Origin of the sequence: Mesorhizobium huakuii, from assembly GCF_014189455.1 — a bacterium.
Taxonomy (GTDB): Bacteria; Pseudomonadota; Alphaproteobacteria; order Rhizobiales; family Rhizobiaceae; genus Mesorhizobium; species Mesorhizobium huakuii_A.
On the sequence record NZ_CP050296.1, the window covers coordinates 1,980,001 to 1,998,209 of the forward strand.

12 protein-coding genes and 1 pseudogene (1 of these 13 running past the window's edge) are annotated in these 18,209 nt (G+C 63.9%); 3 read left to right on the forward strand and 10 right to left on the reverse strand.

Annotation, left to right across the window (positions count from 1 at the left end):
- Positions 1-1,462, forward strand: the 3' portion of a protein-coding gene (locus tag HB778_RS09685; protein WP_183463366.1) for a M23 family metallopeptidase. The gene continues 509 nt to the left of window position 1, outside the view; 1,462 of the gene's 1,971 nt are visible here — the last part of the coding sequence; its start codon lies beyond the left edge, outside the window; the stop codon is at positions 1,460-1,462.
- 26 nt (positions 1,463-1,488) lie between these two features.
- Here the strand turns inward: HB778_RS09685 and HB778_RS09690 are convergent.
- Positions 1,489-3,062, reverse strand: a pseudogene (locus HB778_RS09690) (MFS transporter).
- A 153-nt stretch (positions 3,063-3,215) separates the two neighbouring features.
- Here HB778_RS09690 and HB778_RS09695 point away from each other — a divergent pair.
- On the forward strand, positions 3,216-3,848 hold the full coding sequence (locus tag HB778_RS09695) for a TMEM175 family protein (RefSeq protein ID WP_183463367.1): 633 nt from the start codon (positions 3,216-3,218) through the stop codon (positions 3,846-3,848).
- Here HB778_RS09695 and HB778_RS09700 read toward each other — a convergent pair.
- The 8 genes from HB778_RS09700 to HB778_RS09735 form a co-directional block, all read right to left on the reverse strand.
- On the reverse strand, positions 3,822-5,339 hold the full coding sequence (locus tag HB778_RS09700) for a L,D-transpeptidase family protein (protein WP_183463369.1): 1,518 nt from the start codon (positions 5,337-5,339) through the stop codon (positions 3,822-3,824). The genes HB778_RS09695 and HB778_RS09700 overlap by 27 nt on opposite strands.
- A gap of 150 nt (positions 5,340-5,489) precedes the next feature.
- Complete coding sequence (locus HB778_RS09705) at positions 5,490-5,852, reverse strand: MmcQ/YjbR family DNA-binding protein (RefSeq protein WP_183463371.1); 363 nt, start codon at positions 5,850-5,852, stop codon at positions 5,490-5,492.
- A 59-nt stretch (positions 5,853-5,911) separates the two neighbouring features.
- A complete protein-coding gene (gene clpB / locus HB778_RS09710) occupies positions 5,912-8,518 on the reverse strand; it encodes an ATP-dependent chaperone ClpB (RefSeq protein WP_183463373.1) in 2,607 nt (868 codons plus the stop codon).
- A 221-nt stretch (positions 8,519-8,739) separates the two neighbouring features.
- Positions 8,740-9,696 (reverse strand): DUF4167 domain-containing protein, encoded by a 957-nt coding sequence (locus tag HB778_RS09715; protein ID WP_183463375.1) that lies wholly within the window; start codon positions 9,694-9,696, stop codon positions 8,740-8,742.
- Between the two features lie 310 nt (positions 9,697-10,006).
- Entirely contained in the window at positions 10,007-10,879 is an 873-nt protein-coding gene (prmC, locus tag HB778_RS09720) for a peptide chain release factor N(5)-glutamine methyltransferase (RefSeq protein ID WP_183463378.1), read from the reverse strand.
- Positions 10,872-11,951: a peptide chain release factor 1 gene (gene prfA, locus HB778_RS09725; RefSeq protein WP_183463380.1), complete on the reverse strand. Its 1,080-nt coding sequence runs from the start codon at positions 11,949-11,951 to the stop codon at positions 10,872-10,874. Before prfA ends, prmC begins: the two co-directional genes overlap by 8 nt.
- Positions 11,952-11,962: 11 nt before the next feature.
- Positions 11,963-14,233, reverse strand: a complete 2,271-nt coding sequence (gene ptsP, locus HB778_RS09730; RefSeq protein ID WP_183463382.1) for a phosphoenolpyruvate--protein phosphotransferase — start codon at positions 14,231-14,233, stop codon at positions 11,963-11,965.
- 81 nt (positions 14,234-14,314) lie between these two features.
- The gene (locus HB778_RS09735) at positions 14,315-15,568 is read right to left on the reverse strand and encodes an aspartate kinase (protein WP_183463384.1); all 1,254 of its coding nucleotides are present in this window, start codon (positions 15,566-15,568) and stop codon (positions 14,315-14,317) included.
- Positions 15,569-15,814: 246 nt separating this feature from the next.
- Between HB778_RS09735 and HB778_RS09740 the strand changes: the two genes are divergently transcribed.
- Positions 15,815-17,656 (forward strand): CHASE3 domain-containing protein, encoded by a 1,842-nt coding sequence (locus HB778_RS09740; protein ID WP_183465049.1) that lies wholly within the window; start codon positions 15,815-15,817, stop codon positions 17,654-17,656.
- 58 nt (positions 17,657-17,714) lie between these two features.
- On the opposite strand, the gene HB778_RS09745 is transcribed toward HB778_RS09740, so the two are convergent.
- Positions 17,715-18,176: a GGDEF domain-containing protein gene (locus tag HB778_RS09745; RefSeq protein ID WP_183463386.1), complete on the reverse strand. Its 462-nt coding sequence runs from the start codon at positions 18,174-18,176 to the stop codon at positions 17,715-17,717.
- Positions 18,177-18,209 lie beyond the last annotated feature (33 nt).

Sequence of the window (18,209 nt, forward strand, 5' to 3'; positions counted from 1 at the left end):
CCAGATCTATGGCGCCAAGGTCGAAAGCGAGATGAGCCTGAAGACCGTCGATTTCCCCATCGAGACGGCGTCCTTCGACGAAAAGAGCGATCTGTCCGCCGACGAGGTGGAGAAAGTGGTGCGCGAAGCCGGCACCGACCTCAGCGACGGCGCGGTGCAGGTCGCTTCACTCCACTATGTCGATCCACAGCGATTCGGCGACGCCTTTGCCGAGTCGATGGCCGGCTCCTACGACGTCAAGATCGTACCGGAAAACGTCTCGGTGTCGCCGCGAGCTGCCACCGATGATCAGGCGCCGGCTTTCGCCGAGGAAATCATTCCCTTCACCAAGGACACCGACCTCACCGAGGCCTTTGCCGATTCGGGCTATACGGGCGACGACGCCACAGGCATGGCCGAAGCAATCGCCAAGCTGTTGAACGCGCCAACGCTGAAAGCCGGAACGGTACTGCGCGTCGGCCTCGAGGTTCACGGCGATGCCGCCAAGGTCGTGCGCACCAGCGTCTACGACAAGACCACGCATATCGTCACCATCGCGCTCGACGATCGCGGCCAATACGTGCCGGCGCAGGAGCCGGATCCGAATCCCGAATTGCTGACCGCGTTCGATGATTCGTCGGCACCCGTGGTGGTGCGCGGCAACCTGCCCAACGTCTATGACGGCATCTACCGCACCGCCTATTCCTACGGCATGTCGAAGAAGATGACCCAGCGGCTGATCAAGCTGCTGGCGTCTGGCGTCGACTTCCAGTCGCGACTCAATCCGTCGGATCGCCTCGAAGTGCTGTTCTCTCAGCCCGACGGCGACGACCAGACATCAGACGATTCCGAGCTTCTCTATGTCTCGGCGACCTTCGGTGGCACGACGCGCAACTTCTACCGCTTCCAGATGCAGGACGGCAGCACCGACTATTTCGACGAGGATGGCTCGAGCGCCGAGCAGTTTCTGCTGCGCAACCCGCTGCCCAACGGGAGATTCACCTCCGGCTTTGGTGCGCGCAAGCATCCTATCCTCGGCTACGTCCGCATGCACACTGGCACCGATTGGGCCGCCCCGATCGGATCGCCGATCATCGCCGCCGGCAATGGCGTCGTCGAGAAAGCCGGCTGGGCCGGCGGCTATGGCAAGCAGATCATCCTGCGCCATGCCAATGGCTACGAGACCTCATACAATCACCAGAGCGCCTTTGCCAAAGGCATCGCGCCGGGCGTTCATGTTCGCCAGGGCCAGGTCATTGGCTATCTCGGCCAGACTGGTCTCTCCACTGGTCCTCACCTCCACTACGAGCTGATCGTCAACGGCACCAAGGTCGATTCGATGCGCGTCCGCCTGCCGGTCGGCAAGGTGCTGAAGGGCGACGACCTCGTCGCCTTCAAGCGCGAGCGCGAGCGCATCGACGATCTGCTGAAGCAGGAAGATGGCAATTCGCTGAAGGTTGCCAGCGCCAAGATCGAAGGCTGACCCTCGACCGATCCGGCATGGACGAATCAGCGTCGCGACGAATCAGCCGACGATTCATCGGTGCGGCGCGGCCAGGGCAGTGCCTGACCCGAAACGGTCATCCAGGCGATGATTGCGGCAAGCAGGCAGAGCACAGCGGTCGTCAAGGATATGGCTGAAAAAGCCGCGTCACTGGCGGCAAGCCGCGTTGCTTCAAGTTCGGGCGGCAAGCCTGTCGATACCGGTTCGCCAAAACCCGGAATGCCCGGCCTGGCGCTGGTGTCGAGCATCGTCGAATAGACCCAGGCCGCCAGCGATCCCATTGCCGCCACCGCGATCAGGCCGGCAATGCGCGAGACGGCATTGTTGATGCCGGAGGCGGCTCCCGTATCCTTGTCTTCCACCGCCGTCATGATCGCGGTCGACAGCGGTGAGACGACCAGCGCCATGCCGAGCCCCATCAGCGCCATCAGCGGAAATGTCCCGGTCCAGAAATGGTGAATGCCGGCATGGGTAAGCAAGGCAAGTCCGGCGAAGGCGAAAGCCACGATCAGGCTGCCGCAGGCGATCGGGAAACGCGGTCCGATCCGGTCGGAAAGCTGGCCGACCGGACCCGACAAAAGTGCGATCGATGCCGACAGCGGCAGGAAGATGAAGCCGACCTCGGCCGTGCTCAGCCCCCAGCCGGCAATCAGCAGCATCGGCAGGTAGAAGAGATTGGCCGAGAGTGCGAAATAAAGGAAGAAGGTCGCGACATTGACGCCGGCGAAGGCGCGGATTCTAAACAGACTGAGGTCGATCATCGGCTCGCGCTGCCACCGCTCGAAGGCGATGAAGGCGACGAGCAGCACAAGACCGGCGACGATGCTCGGCCCCGACATATGCCCGCCACCCTCGGCGCTCATCGAGGTCAGCCCATAGGCCAGCGCTCCGAATGCCAGCGTCGCCAGCACCCCGCCGCCGAGGTCGAGGCTTCGCCTTTCCGTCGCCGTGTCGGCCGGAACCCTGGTCTGCAGAAGATAGATCGACAGCAGTCCAAGCGGCAGGTTGACGGCGAAGATCGCCCGCCAGATGCCGTCGCCGAAAGTCGACAGGACGAAGCCACCCAGCACTGGCCCGAGCGCCGTCGTCAGCGCCGAGGCGGCGGCCCAGATGCCGATCGCCCGGCCGCGTTCTTTTTCGGATAGGCCTTGGCGATGATAGCGAGGCTGCCCGGCACCATGATCGCCGCACCAATGCCCTGAAGGGCGCGAAACGCGATCAGCACGACAGCATTCGGCGCGAGCGCACAGGCGAGCGAGGCTGCGACGAACAGCACAATGCCGGCCACGAAGGCGCGGCGCAGCCCGAACCGGTCGCCGGCGGCCCCGCCAGCAAGGATCAGTGCCGACAACGTCAACGCATAGGCATTGGAAATCCACTGCGCCTCGGCAAGGCTGGCACCGAGGTTGACGCGGATCGCCGGCATGGCGATGGCCAGGATGGAACCATCGATGAAGCCGAGCGCCGAGGCCAGGATCGCTGCGATCAATACGAACCGCCGCTGCGATTGCGAACAGAAGGTGCCGTTCGTGACCGGACTGATCAGCGGGATTGCGGCGGCTTCATCGGGCGAATGCATGGCACTCTGCTTAGACCGCCGCCGTGCTGGCAACAACCGGCCAGCAGCCTGCAGTCCTTGAAACCAGCCACATTGCCAGGAGACATCCTATCCGGATGCAAATGGCGGCAGCCATGCTAAGTTTTCCGGAACTCGGCAGGCGGGGAGAAATCAATGAAGCGTCCACTTGAAGCTTCCCCAGAAGGACGCGGCCGCATCGTCGGCATCACCGACGGCGTCTTTGCCATCGCGCTCACGCTCATCGTGCTCGAGATCAGGGTGCCGGCGCATGAGGTTGTTCATTCCGAGCACGATCTGCTTGTCGCCATCGCCGCACTCGCCCCACGCTTCCTGACCTATGCCTTGAGCTTCCTGACGCTGACCATCTTCTGGTTCGGCCAGCAGGCGCAGCATGGGCTGATCGCCAAATCCGACAGGCGGCTCGCCACGCTGAACCTCTGCTTTCTCGCCTTCATCGCGCTCTTGCCGTTCTCGACCGACCTTCTGGCCGACTTCCTCGAATTCAGGACCGCGGTGCTGGTCTATTGGCTCAACCTGCTGATGCTCGGCGTCACCCTGTTCGCCAGCTGGCGCTATGCCGAGAAGAACGGCTTTGTCGCGGAGGACGTCGACGCTGAAACGACGCGCACGGTCTATCAGCGCATCGTCAAGGCGCAGATCCTGTGGGCGATCGGTGCCGCGCTGTGCCTGATCAACCCGTTGCTCAGCGTCGGCTTTATTCTGGTCGTGCAGCTGATCTATGCCGCTGCCCTGCGCGGTTCATTGCTGCGCAACATCATCGGCTGAAGGTCCGCCGATGAACTCCACGGTGACGCCTGGCGACACCAGCTTGGCGAGTTCGCGCGCGTCCCAGTTGGTCAGGCGCACGCAGCCATGGCTTTCGGTCTTGCCGATCTTCGACGGCTCGGGCGTTCCGTGGATGCCGTAGGTCGGTTTGTCCAGGGCGATCCAGACCGACCCGACAGGTCCGTTGGGGCCCGGCGGAATGGTCAGAATCTTGTCGTTCTCACCCTGCTTGAAATTGATGTTCGGGTTGTAGGTGTAGTTCGGGTCGAGCGCGATGCGCGACACGGCGTGGATACCGGTGGGCGACGGTGTATCGGCCGAGCCGATGGTGGCGGGATAGGCTGCGACCAGCTTGCCGCCCGCATCGTAGGCGTACACTTCCTTCTTGGTCTTGTCGGCGACGATGCGCGCGACCGGGGTCGAGACCAGCTTGCCGAAATTGGCGACCTTGATGATCGTGCCGGGGCTATTGAAGTCGAGACCCTTGTTGATCGACTTCAGATAGTTCTCGTCCATGTGGAAGCGCTCCGCCAGCGCCTCGGTGACAGAGGTGTAGCACATGCAGTTGAGCTGCGCCTTCTGGCCGTAATCTTCCGGGATCGAGGCGACATAGGGGCCGGCCGCATCCTCCGCAGTGATCGTGTAGCTGGCAAAGGCGTCGCCACCGGATTGTGAAAGTGCCGCCTGGATACCGACCGTATCGGTCGATTTCAGATTGCTGCCGGTGATCTGGTTATAGGCGGCCAAAGCCTTGTCGACGTTCGAGCCGAAGCGCCCGTCGATCACGCCAGGCGAAGCGCCGCCCCGGTCGAGGAGGACCTGCAGTGCGGCGACATCCTGGCGGGCTCCCAGCGCAAGCGACGGATCGACGGCGGCCTTGCCGCCAGTGTCCGGCGGCAGGGACGACTGCGTCTCCGGATTGACCTGCTGCACGTCCGGCTGCGCCGGATCGATCGAAGCCTCGTTCAGCGGCTGGCGCTTGATGGTGCCCGGCTTTGCCGGCTGCGGCGCATCCGGATAGGTGTTGTCGTAGCTGCCGTCGTCCTGCGGCGCCGGCGGATAGGCGTCGACGGAGTTGTCGCCATAAGGGTCGGACTCATCCACCGGCGGCGGGATGACCCGGCCTTCCTCTTCCAGCTGCTTGCGGCGGAACCGCGCCATGTCTTCCGGATCGTCGAGATAGTAGCGATCATCATCGGCGGGAGCCCGGCCCAACTCGCGCCGCCTTGTCTCGCGGCGCAGCGCACGACGGTCGAGCCGTGTCCCCGGCGGCTGGATGGCGATGACCTTGCCGGTATCGGCATCGACGATGACCCGGTTGCCGCGGGCGTCGTAGTAGATGTCCAGATTTCCGTCCTGGGCAACGAGAATGCCGCTATCGTCGGCAGCGCGGACAACCCTTGGTGCATTGTCCCGCGTCGGCGCGGCAAGCGCGGCAGAAGACACAAGCCCGGCGGCAAGCGCCGAAAAGGCAAAGATCGTGCGGAACATTGTGGCCAAACTCTCCGGTCCGTAATTGCCGCCGCCCGGCATTGTTCTCTGGGCGAACCCCTTCGCCAGCAAACCAGTTAACCCACCATATGGTTCCAACATGAACCGGGCATGAAGATGGCGGTTTTCCGGCGCATCGACGAATACTAGCTAGCTTGCGAGCCCCAATTCCTTGCGCGCCTGCTTGGTCAGCTTCAGGGCGACAAGGCGATGGCTCTCGCGCAAATAGTCCTTCAGCGCACCATCATCCATGCTCTGGCTTGTCCGACGCTGGATCCATGTCATGCCGCGCGAGGCAAGATAGGGCGCGGGCCGCAGGCCCGGCTGTTCCTTCAGCACATCATAGGCGATGTCGGAACATTTGAAGGTGACGAAGAGCTGCTGGCCCTGATCCCAGCCGCCGATCGCAAACACCTTGGTCCCGACCTTCCAGACATGGGCGCCGCCCCACTGGACGACGTGTTTTGTGGCGGGCAGTGAGGCGCAAAAGCCGTTGTAGTCGTCCAGCGTCATCCGCCCCCACCCTTATTGTGAAAACGCCGCGCGTCCAGGGCGGACGCGCGGCGTTGAAATCAGGCCGCCGCTTCGGTCGCGACGACCGTCGGCTTCGAGCGGAAGTTCAGCCGGTCGGAACCGGACGTGACCTTGACGGTCGAGCCGTCGAGAATCTCGCCGAGCAGGATCTTCTCGGCCAGCGGGTCCTGCAGTTCCTTCTGCATCACCCGCTTCAGCGGCCGCGCGCCATAGGCCGGGTCGTAGCCCTTGGCCGCCAGCCACTCGATCGCCTCATGATCCAGCGACAGCGTGATCTTGCGATCGACAAGCAGGCTTTCCAGCCGCTTGAGCTGGATCTCGACGATGCGATCCATGTCCTTGCGGCGCAGCCGGTGGAACAGGATCACCTCGTCGACGCGGTTGAGGAACTCCGGCCGGAACGATGCCCTGACCACACCCATCACCTCGTCGCGCACGGCGTCGACATCCTGGTCCTCGCCGAGATTGACCAGATATTCGGCGCCGAGGTTCGACGTCATGATGATCAGCGTGTTGCGGAAGTCGACCGTGCGGCCCTGCCCGTCGGTCAGCCGGCCGTCGTCGAGCACCTGCAAGAGCACGTTGAAGACATCGGGATGTGCCTTCTCGATCTCGTCGAACAGCACGACCTGATAGGGCCGGCGCCGCACCGCTTCGGTCAGCGCGCCGCCCTCCTCATAGCCGACATAGCCGGGAGGTGCGCCGATCAGCCGGGCGACCGAGTGCTTTTCCATGAACTCCGACATGTCGATGCGCACCATGGCGCTGTCGTCGTCGAACAGGAAGCTTGCCAGCGCCTTGGTCAGTTCGGTCTTGCCGACGCCCGTCGGCCCGAGGAAGATGAACGAGCCGATCGGCCGGTTCGGATCCTGCAGGCCGGCACGGGCGCGACGCACCGCTTTGGAAACGGCCTGCACCGCTTCGCCCTGGCCGACGACGCGCTTGCCGATCTCGTCTTCCATGCGCAGCAGCTTGTCGCGTTCGCCCTGCAGCATCTTGTCGACCGGAATGCCGGTCCAGCGCGAGACGATATGGGCGACGTGGTCAGGCGTGACCACTTCCTCGACCATGCCGGCCTTGCCGTCCTGGGCTTCCGCCTCCTTGAGCTTCTTTTCCAGCTCCGGGATCTTGCCATAGGCAAGCTCGCCGGCGCGCTGGAACTCACCCTTGCGCTGGGCAATGGCGAGGTCATTGCGCGCCTCGTCGAGCTGCTTCTTCAGGTCGGCGGCGAGCCCGAGCTTCTGCTTCTCGGCCTGCCACTTGGCGGTGATCTCGGTCGATTCCTCCTCGAGGCCGACAAGCTCCTTTTCCAGCCGGACGAGCCGGTCTTTCGAGGCCTCATCCGTCTCGACCTTCAGCGCCTCGCGCTCAATCTTGAGCTGCATGATGCGGCGGTCGATCTCGTCCAGCGCCTCGGGCTTGGAATCGACCTGCATCCTCAGCCGCGACGCGGCTTCGTCAACCAGGTCGATCGCCTTGTCCGGCAGGAAGCGGTCGGCGATGTAGCGGTTGGACAGCGTCGCCGCCGCCACCAGCGCCGAATCCGAGATACGCACCTTGTGGTGCTGCTCGTACTTTTCCTTCAGGCCGCGCAGGATCGAGACGGTGTCCTCCACCGTCGGCTCGTCGACGAAAACGGGCTGGAAGCGGCGGGCAAGGGCCGGATCCTTCTCGACATGCTTTCTGTACTCGTCGAGCGTGGTCGCGCCGACGCAGTGCAGTTCGCCGCGCGCGAGCGCCGGCTTCAACAGGTTCGACGCATCCATCGCGCCATCCGCCTTGCCGGCGCCGACCAGCGTGTGCATCTCGTCGATGAACAGGATGATGTTGCCATTGGCCGAGGTGACTTCGGAAAGCACGGCCTTCAGCCGCTCCTCGAATTCGCCGCGATATTTGGCACCGGCGATCAGCGCGCCCATGTCGAGCGCCATCAGCTGCTTGTCCTTCAGCGATTCCGGCACGTCGCCATTGACGATGCGCAGCGCCAAGCCTTCGGCGATCGCCGTCTTGCCGACGCCCGGCTCGCCGATCAGCACGGGATTGTTCTTGGTGCGCCGCGACAGCACCTGGATAGTACGGCGGATCTCGTCGTCGCGGCCGATGACCGGATCGAGCTTGCCGGCGCGCGCGTCGGCGGTCAGGTCGCGCGCGTATTTCTTCAGCGCGTCATAACCCTGCTCGGCGCTCGCCGAATCGGCGGTGCGGCCCTTGCGGACATCGTTGATGACCTGGTTCAGCGCCTGCGCGGTGACGCCGGCCTTGGCAAGGATATCGGCGGTCTTTGCCGACCTCTCCATGGTGAGTGCCTGCAATAGCCGTTCGACCGTGACGAAGCTGTCGCCGGCCTTCTTGGCCAGTTCTTCGGCGGTAGAGAACACCTTGGCCAGCGGCTGCGCCAGATAGAGCTGGCCATTGCCGCCTTCGACTTTCGGCATCGCCTCAAGCGCCGTCTCGACGCCGAGCTTGACGTCGCGGACATTGCCGCCGGCGCGTTCGATCAGCGAGGCGGCCAGGCCCTCGTCATCATCGACGAGCACCTTCAAAATGTGTTCGGGGGTGAATTGCTGGTGATTGCGGGAGAGCGCCATGGTTTGCGCGGACTGGATAAAGCCGCGCACGCGCTCGGAGTATTTCTCAAGGTTCATATCTGTCTCCTTCCATCACCGGCCCGCTTTGCGGCACCGGATCAGATTGCGGTGACGGACCCGCTCATTCGAGCCGGATCCTGTTCAGCCGAGATATGGTGCATAGGCCATGCCGTCTCAAGACGCCTTGATATCGGTCAATGCATAATATTGCACGTCGGCCCAAAACGAAAACGGCGGAGATTTCTCTCCGCCGTTCAACGTCTTGAAATGCCGTGCGATCAGTTGTCGATGTCGACAATCACCGGTTCGGCATTGCCGCTGTCGGCAGGCGCCGCTGCCACCTCGCCGGCATCCGCATTGTCGCTACCGCTATCGACCTGGTCGGCATTGATGCGCGGACGGCGCGGACGGCGCGGGCGACGGGCAGCACCGCTCTCGGCGGCCGCCTCGTTAAGCTCGGCCTGGGCGGCAAGAGCCGCCGGCGAAAAGCTCTCGAACAGCGGAGCCGGCGCGGCTGCCGCAACGGGCTCGACCGGCAAACCGGGCTCTAGCTGCACCTCTGCCTGTGCGTCTGCTTGGACTGGGGTCTCGTTGCGCTGCTGCTGACCACCTTGATCGGAGGACGAAGCAAAGTCGCGCTGACCGTTCTGGCCGTAGCCGCCATTGGGGCGACGATCGCGGTGACGCCCGCCATTGTTGTCGCGGCCGTTGTTGCGCCCGCCATTGTCGCGCCCGCCATTGTCTCGGTTGTCGCGACCGTTTTCCCGGTTCAGCGCGACCTCGGCCGGCATGCCTTCGATGACCGGCTGCGGGCCGGCGCCATGGTTGGCCACCGGGATCTGAGCATCGGAAACGTTGTTGCTGTTGCCGGAATTGTCGAAGTCATCACGATCCTCATCGCCGTCATCGTCGAAATCGTCGCGATTCTGTTGCGTATTCTGGATCGGCATCTGCGCCTGCGCGGCGGCAATGATGCGATTGTAGTGTTCGGCGTGCTGGAGGTAGTTCTCCGCCATGACCCGGTCGCCAGAGCTTTGCGCGTCACGGGCCAGGGTGGCGTATTTTTCGGCGATCTGCTGAGCCGATCCACGGATCTTCACGTCCGGGCCGTTGCTCTCGTAGTTGCGCGTCAGGGGATTCGGGCCCTTGCGGTTGTTGTTGTTATTGTTGTTGCCACCGCCGCCGCCATTGTTGCTGCGACCGCGCATGCGCCTGTTCTGCTGTTGTGGCCTCATTCGACTCTCTTCATCTTGAAATTTTCGAAAACTCGTTACGAACGGAGGCGCTCATGCAGCCAGCCGTTTCGTTTCTTCACCGGCGTTCGCCCGCATCAATTGCGTTGGCGCCACGTGCCATCCTGTTCCGGTTACATCACTTGCCGGACGATTCCCGCACGAAGCTTGGGCGTCGTTTGCGCAAGAAGGCAGCTATTTCCAAGGAGGACCGAATCGCTAAGAGCACTGCCTGCTTCGTCTCATCCGGTTGAGGCGACCCTAGCCGCATTCCCCGGTATTGCCAAGCGGTTTTTTCGCACTGCGTCAAGGCTTATCCCCATTGAAAGACAAGAACCCTGTCGTTTCCGCCGAGATCACGCAAGGCAGCAGCCGATGCATAACCAGCCGCCCTGAATATATCCGTAACCTCATTGCGTTGCGTGTGGCCGATCTCGACCGCAATCCTGCTTTCGGCTTCAAGAAACCGTGCCGCCTCGGCGGCAATGATCCTGTAGGGGTTCAGCCCATCCACGCCGCCATCCAAGGCCAGGCGTGGGTCGAAATCGCGGACCTCGTCCTGCAGATTTCCAATATCTCTGGAGGGTATATAGGGAGGGTTTGCGGCAATTACATGGTATCGGCCGGAAACTTTTTCGAACCAGTCCGACTGGACTGTCGTGAACCGGTCGCCAAGCCCGAGTTCCCCGGCATTGCGGGCTGCGGTTGCCAGCGCGCCGGCAGCAATGTCGACGCCGGTCGCGGTCGCGGCAGGCTCTGCGCTCAGCAGCGCCAGCGCGATGGCGCCGGTTCCAGTGCCGAGATCCAGGATGCGGCAGACGCCCTCCCGCGCCACCATTGCCTTGACGAAGGGCAGCACCGCCTCGACCAGCGTTTCGGTATCCGGCCGCGGTTCAAGCGTTTCCGGCGACAGTGACAGGCGCAAACCGTAGAATTCGCGGTAGCCGAGGATGCGATGCACCGGTTCGCCACCCGCCCGGCGCCTCAGGGCAGCTTCGATGGCAGCGACGGCCTTGCTGTCGATCCTGCGTTCAGGGTCGGCAATGGCCTGCGTACGCGTCGTGCCTGAAAAATGTTCGACGATCAGCCGCGCATCGAGCGCCGGATCATCGACCGCGGCCGCCGCAAGCCTGGCCCGCGCCTCCCGCAGCAGCGCTCCCAGCGCCTCGGGCAGAGGGTCAGCCATCAAGGCCGATATCGGCCAGCAGCTTCGACTGGTGATCGGCGATCAGCGCGTCGACGACTTCGTCGAGCTCGCCCATCATCACCCGGTCAAGTTTGTAGAGCGTCAGGTTGATGCGATGGTCGGTGACGCGGCCTTGCGGGAAATTGTAGGTGCGGATGCGCTCCGAGCGGTCGCCGGAGCCGACCTGCGACTTGCGCGATTCCGAGCGCTCCTCGTCGGCCTTGCTGCGCTCCATATCGTAGAGCCGGGCCCGCAGGATCTGCATGGCCTTCGCCCGGTTCTGGTGCTGCGACTTCTCCGCCTGCACCACCATGATGCCGGTCGGCAAATGGGTGATGCGGACCGCCGAATCGGTGGTGTTGACGTGCTGGCCGCCGGAGCCCGAGGCGCGCATCGTATCGATGCGGATGTCTTCGGCGCGGATCTCGATGTCGACTTCTTCCGCTTCCGGCAGCACGGCCACCGTTGCCGCTGAGGTATGAATGCGCCCGCTGGCCTCGGTCGCCGGCACACGCTGCACGCGATGCACGCCGGATTCGAATTTCAGATGGGCAAACACCCCCCGGCCGGAAATGGTGGCGATGATTTCCTTGAAACCGCCAGCATCGCCGTCGCTGGCCGATACGGTCTCGAACCGCCAGCCGCGCTCGGCGGCATAGCGCTCATACATGCGAAACAGGTCGCCGGCGAAAAGGGCCGCTTCATCGCCGCCGGTGCCGGCACGGATTTCGAGGATCGCGTTCTTATCGTCAGCAGCATCCTTGGGCAACAGAAGGACCTGAATGTCCTTCTGCAACGCCTCGATGCGCTCCTCCACCCCGGGCAGATCCGCTTCGGCGAGCGCCCGCATCTCGGCGTCGGTGCCCTTGTCGGCGAGCATCGCTTCGAGGTCGGCCTGCTCATGCTCGGCCGAGCGCAATTCCCTGACCTTGGCCACCATGTCCTGCAGCTCGGCATATTCCGATGCCATCTTCACATAGGCATCCGGCGCCGGGCCGGCCGACATCTGCGCTTCGAGCATCTCGAAACGCTTGACGACTTGATCCATACGATCGCGGGGCAAATTGACCATGATGAGGGGGCCTACAACGGGATCGAGCGGTCGTCGGCGAAGGCCTGCAGCAGCGCCCGCATCGGCAGCCCTTGCGCCGGCGCCATCAGATTGTCGTCGAAGAACGCCGTCAGCTCGTCCAGCGGCAGTTCCGTCAGCATCGCCTTGACCGGGCCGATCGAGGCCGGCGACATCGAGATCGAGCGGAAACCGAGACCGATCAGCGCCATCGCCGAGATCGGCTTGCCGGCGAGTTCACCGCACAGCGTCACCGGCGTGTGGTTGCGGATGCCGGCATCGGCGATCTGCTTGAGCACACGCAGGAACGGCGCCGACAGCGTGTCGAAGCGATTGGCCAGTTGCGTGTTGCCGCGGTCGACCGCCATGACGAACTGGAACAGATCGTTCGACCCGACCGAGACGAAGTCGACCGCCTTCATCAATTCGTCGAGCTGGAACAGCAGCGACGGCACTTCAAGCATGGCGCCGAGTTTGAGGCTGGTCGGCAGATGATGGGCAAAGCGCGAGAGATGCCGTACCTCGCGGTCGATGATCTCGCGCGCCTGGGCGATCTCGCCAAGCTCGGTCACCATCGGCAGCATCAGCTTGAGCTCGCGCCCGCCGCTGGCCTTCAGCAAGGCGCGGATCTGGGTGCGCAGCAACCCCGGCCGGTCAAGCGTCAGCCGGATCGCCCGCCAGCCAAGCGCCGGGTTCTCTTCCTGGATGGCGCCCTTGAAATAGGGCAGCACCTTGTCGCCACCGATGTCGATGGTGCGGAATGTGACCGGCTTGCCGCGTGCCGCCTCGAGCACGTCGCGGTAGAGTTTCTCCTGCGCTTCGGCGCGCGGAAAGGTCGAGGCGACCATGAACTGCAATTCGGTGCGGAACAGGCCGATGCCGGCCGCACCCGCCTCGGCCAGCTGCGGCAGGTCGACGGCAAGTCCCGCATTCATCAACAGGTCGACCTGGACGCCGTCCCTGGTCGTCGACGGCTTCTTGCGCAGTTCGCGGTAGACCTCTTGCCGGCGCGCGCGGAACCGCACCTTTTCGGCATAGGCGGCTTCGAGATCGGACTGCGGCCGTAGATGGATTACGCCCTCTTCGCCGTCGACGATGATGGCATCGCCGTTTTCCGCCATGGAAACGGCGCCCTTCATCTGGCCGGCGACGGGAATGCCCATGGCGCGCGCGACGATGACGACGTGGCTGGTGGCCGCGCCGTCCTCGAGCACCAGCCCGCGCATCTTGTCGCGGGGATAGTCGAGCAGTTCGGCCGCGCCCATCGAGCGGGCGACGATGATGGCGTCCTTCGGCAGCGAGGCCGCGACATCCTCCGGCCCGCGTCCCATCAGCTGGCGCAAGAGCCGGTTGGCGAGGTCGTCGAAATCGCTCATCCGCTCGCGCAGATAGGGATCGGTCATGTGCAGCATGCGCGCGCGCATGTCGCTCTGCACCTTTTCCACCGCGGCTTCGGCCGTCAGGCCGTTGCGGATCGCCTCTTCCAGGCGGCGCACCCAGCCGCGGTCATTGGCGAACATGCGGTAGGCTTCCAGCACCTGGCGATGCTCGCCCTCGAAGGCGACGTCGCGACGTTCCAGCATGTCGTCGATGGAAAGCCTGAGCGAGCCGAGCGAGGTCTCGAGACGCCGGACTTCTTCCTCGCTGTCCTCGTTGAACAGGTTGGTGACGACGATGCGCGGCTCGTGCAGCACGACATGGCCAAGGCCGACGCCATCGTTGAACGACAGGCCGGTGAAGCTGACCGGCCGGCGCAAATCGAGTTCCAGCCCAGGCCGGGTCAGCCGTGCCAGATCGCCGGTGGCAATCATCTCGGCGATCACCATGGCGGTGGTTTCCAGCGCCTCGACCTCGTCGTCGCGATAATGGCGCATGGTCTTGTTCTGCACGACCAGCACGCCCAGCGTGCGCCCTGCCCTCAGCACCGGCACGCCAAGGAAGGAATTGTAGATCTCTTCCCCGGTCTCCGGCAGATAGGCGAAAGCCGGGTGCTCCTGCGCGTTGGACAGGTTGAGCGGCCTCGCGCTGGCGGCAATCGTGCCGACCAGGCCTTGTCCGAGTCGCAGTTGCGCCAGGTGGACGGCGTTCGGGTTCAGACCCTCGGTGGCGTAGAGTTCGAGCACCGAATCGGCGCGCAGCACATAGAGCGAGCAGACTTCCGCAACCATGTTGGAGGCGATGTCGCGCACGATCCGGTCAAGCCGCTCCTGCGGCTCCAGCGGCTCTTGCATGAGCTCGCGGAGCCGTTTCAGCAAAACGCGCGGGCCGCTGGCCTGGTCACGCATCGCGGCTTCTTCTCCAATGAAACACTTGCCGGCGCAGTTTCCGCCGCTGCCGGCATGCGCGCAACAACTGATTCAGTCTCGCTACTGCTTATCCAGACCGTAGACGGAATGCAAAGTGCGAACTGCCAGTTCGGTGTACGGACCGTCGATCAGTATCGAAATCTTGATCTCGGAGGTGGTGATGGCGCGGATATTGATCGCCTTGTCGGCCAGCGCCTTGAAGGCGGTGGCGGCGACGCCGGCATGGCTCCGCATGCCGATACCGATGACCGAGACCTTCGACATGCCGGCTTCCGACTGCACGACATCGTAGCCGACCTCGGCCTTCAGCCGGTCGAGCACGGCAAGCGCCTTGTCGACGTCTCCGGAAGGCACGGTGAAGGTCATGTCGGTGAACTTACCGTCCTCGGAGATGTTCTGGACGATCATGTCGACATTGATGTTGGCCTCAGCCAGCGGCCCGAAGATGCCGGCGGCGACGCCAGGGCGGTCGCCGACGCGGCGCAGCGAAATCTGGGCCTCGTCCTTGGCGTAGGCAATTCCGGTGACGACCTGCTGTTCCACGATCTCTTCCTCGTCGCAAATGAGCGTTCCCGGGGGATTGAGCAAATCCCCCATTCCGGGCGCATCGGGATCGTCGAAGGACGACCGCACGAAGGTACGCACCCTGTGCACCATGGCAAGCTCGACCGAACGCACCTGCAGAACCTTGGCGCCGAGCGAGGCCATTTCAAGCATTTCCTCGAACGAGATCTTGGCCAGCCGCCGCGCCTTCGGCTCGATGCGCGGATCGGTGGTGTAGACCCCGTCGACGTCGGTGTAGATGTCGCAACGGTCGGCCTTGACCGCCGCGGCAATGGCGACCGCGCTGGTGTCGGAACCGCCACGGCCAAGCGTGGCGATCCGATTGTCCGTCCCGATACCCTGGAAGCCGGCGATGACAGCCACCTGACCCTCGCCGAAACGCCTGATCAGGAAGGCGCCGTCAATGTCGAGGATACGCGCCGCGCCATGCGCGTTGTCGGTCTTGATCGGGATCTGCCAGCCCTGCCAGGAGCGGGCATGCACGCCCATGTTCTGCAAGGTGATGGCGAGCAGGCCGGCCGTGACCTGTTCTCCGGAAGCGACGACCGCGTCATATTCGCGCGCGTCATGCATCGGTGAGGCCTCACGCGTCCAGGCGACCAGCTCGTTGGTCTTGCCGGCCATCGCCGAAACCACCACCGCCACCTCATGGCCGGCGTCGACCTCGCGTTTGACGTGACGCGCCACATTGCGGATGCGGGCGATGTCGGCGACGGAGGTTCCGCCGAATTTCATCACGATACGCGCCATGGAAGCGAAATGCCTTTGACTGAAGCCGGCCCGGAGCCGAAAACGAAGGAAAGCGCCCGGCTGGCGCCGGCCGCTGAATGCGCGGCCTCCTTAGCCAAATGCTTTCGGTTTCGCAAGGCTGGCGGCGGATTGCCGGCTTCAAGAACACGGATATTGCCTTCCAGGCCGGCGCCGCTTACCAAATGCTGCCCGCGGGGAATTCCTTTTGGTCCGGCATAACAGATGATTGCTCGTCTTCGGCGCGCCATGCGATTGCAATCGCTGCCGCTTGCCGCCGGCTTCGCCGTGCTGGCACTGATTGTCGGCACCCGCGCCTTGCTGGTCGAGGGCCAAAGGGCCAACCGTGCCGCCGCGCGCGAGACAATCGAATACCAGGAACAGCTTTCAGGGCTGCTATCATTGGCGCAGGATGCCGAGGCCGGCCAGCGCGGCTATCTGCTGACCGGCGAGAAATCCTACCTCGAACCGTACCAGAAGGCTGTCGATGCCATCCCGGGGCAACTTGCCCGCATCGACGCCATGACACCACCCAACGACCAGCTCGCCCTGCAGATCAGCCACATCAAGGACGCGCTTTCACAAAAACAGGCTGAACTCGCCGTGACGATCGCGCTCTACGACAAGGGCGATGCCGCGAAGGCGCTGCAACTTGTCCGCAGTGGTCAGGGCAAGGCCGCGATGGACGAGATCCGCGCCAGCGTGGACACGATCCGGCGCATCGGCGCCGCCGACATCGCTGCGCGCGACGAGCACACCGACCAGGTCGAGGCCTGGCTGCGCATCGGTTCGCTGGCGGCCCTGATCGCGATCTTCCTGCTCGGCGCCTACACAATCCGCCAATCCCGCCGCCGCTTTCGCGAGGTTGTCACCGCCCAGGAAGAACTGATGCGTAAGAACATCGAGCTCGGCAACGAGATCGACACGCGCGAGAAAGCCGAATCCCAGATCCGCCAGATGCAGAAGATGGAAGCCGTCGGGCAACTGACCGGCGGCATCGCCCATGATTTCAATAACATGCTGGCGGTAATCCTCAGCGCTATGAACCTTGCCCAGCGCAAGCTGAAACGCGGCGAGAATGATATCGAGAAATTCATCGAGGCGGCGACGGACGCGGCCAGCCGCGCCGCCAATTTGACCTCCCGGCTGCTTGCCTTCTCCCGTCTGCAGCCGCTGGCGCCGCAGGTGGTCGACACCAACCGGCTGGTGACCGGCATGTCCGACCTTCTGCACCGTGCGCTCGGCGAAGGCATCCGCATCGAAACGGTGCTGGCGGGCGGCCTGTGGAAAACCCACGCCGACCCCAGCCAGATCGAGAACGCCATCCTCAACCTTGCCGTCAATGCCCGCGACGCCATGGACAATGACGGCAAGTTGACCATCGAGACCGCCAACAGCCACCTCGACGACTCTTACGCCGCGACGCATGCCGAAGTCACGCCAGGCCAATATGTGATGATCGCGGTAACCGACACCGGCACCGGCATGTCGCCCGAGGTCATCGCCAAGGCCTTCGAACCTTTCTTCACGACCAAGCCGGTCGACAAAGGCACGGGACTTGGGCTGAGCCAGGTGTTCGGCTTCGTCAAGCAGTCGGGCGGCCACGTCAAGATCTACTCCGAACCGGGCGAAGGCACGACGATCAGGATCTATCTGCCCCGGTTTTTCGGGCCGGAGGAGCCGGCAGCACTTGCCGGGCGCGGCAAGAGCACCGCCAAGGTCACCGAAACGATCCTCGTCGTCGAGGACGACGCCCGCGTGCGGGCCTCAACGACGGACGCCATGCGCGAACTCGGCTACACCGTCATCCACGTCGGCAGCGGCCAGGAGGCGCTTCAGAAACTGGCGGTGACACCGGGCATCGCCCTGCTTTTCACGGACATCGTCATGCCGGTGATGAACGGCCGCAAGCTCGCCGAGGAAGCGGTCGCGCGCCAACCCGGCCTGAAAGTCGTCTTCACCACCGGTTTCACCAGGAATGCCGTCGTCCACAACGGCGTGCTCGACCATGACGTGCACTTCCTGGCCAAGCCGTTCACCATCGAGCAACTCGAGGCTAAGCTACGCGAAGTGCTGGACGCGAAACGATAGCTGGCGCCTTCAGGCGACTGTTCCGGTCCAGGCGACATGCCGAGCTCGTTCTGTCGCGTTAACCCACGCTTTGGCTGGCGGTGGGAAGGTCCCAGTTGGGATCGGCCCTGCCCAATCCGGCAACGACGCGGTCGCGGCCGTCCGCTTTTGCCTGATAGAGCGAACGATCCGCGGCGTTGACGATTTCGACCCATGATGCGCCGAGTTCCGGGAAGGCGGATACGCCGAACGAGGCCGTTATGGTTCCGAGCGTGCGGCCGCGATGCGCCAGATGCAGCTGCTTGATCGCCTTGCGCAGCGCCTCGGCGCGCTCGGCGGCATCGGCGAGCGACGTTCCCGGCAGCATCAGCGCGAATTCCTCACCGCCATAGCGCGACACCACATCGCTGTCCCTCGCGTGGTCGAGCAGCGTGGCGGCGACCTGCTTGAGCACCAGATCGCCCGCTTCATGGCCAAACGTGTCGTTGAATTGCGCATTGCATCGCCTGAACTGCTCCCGGATGTTGGGTCGTTGCCTCATCTGATTTGCTCCCCGCAGTTTTGGGGCGGGAGC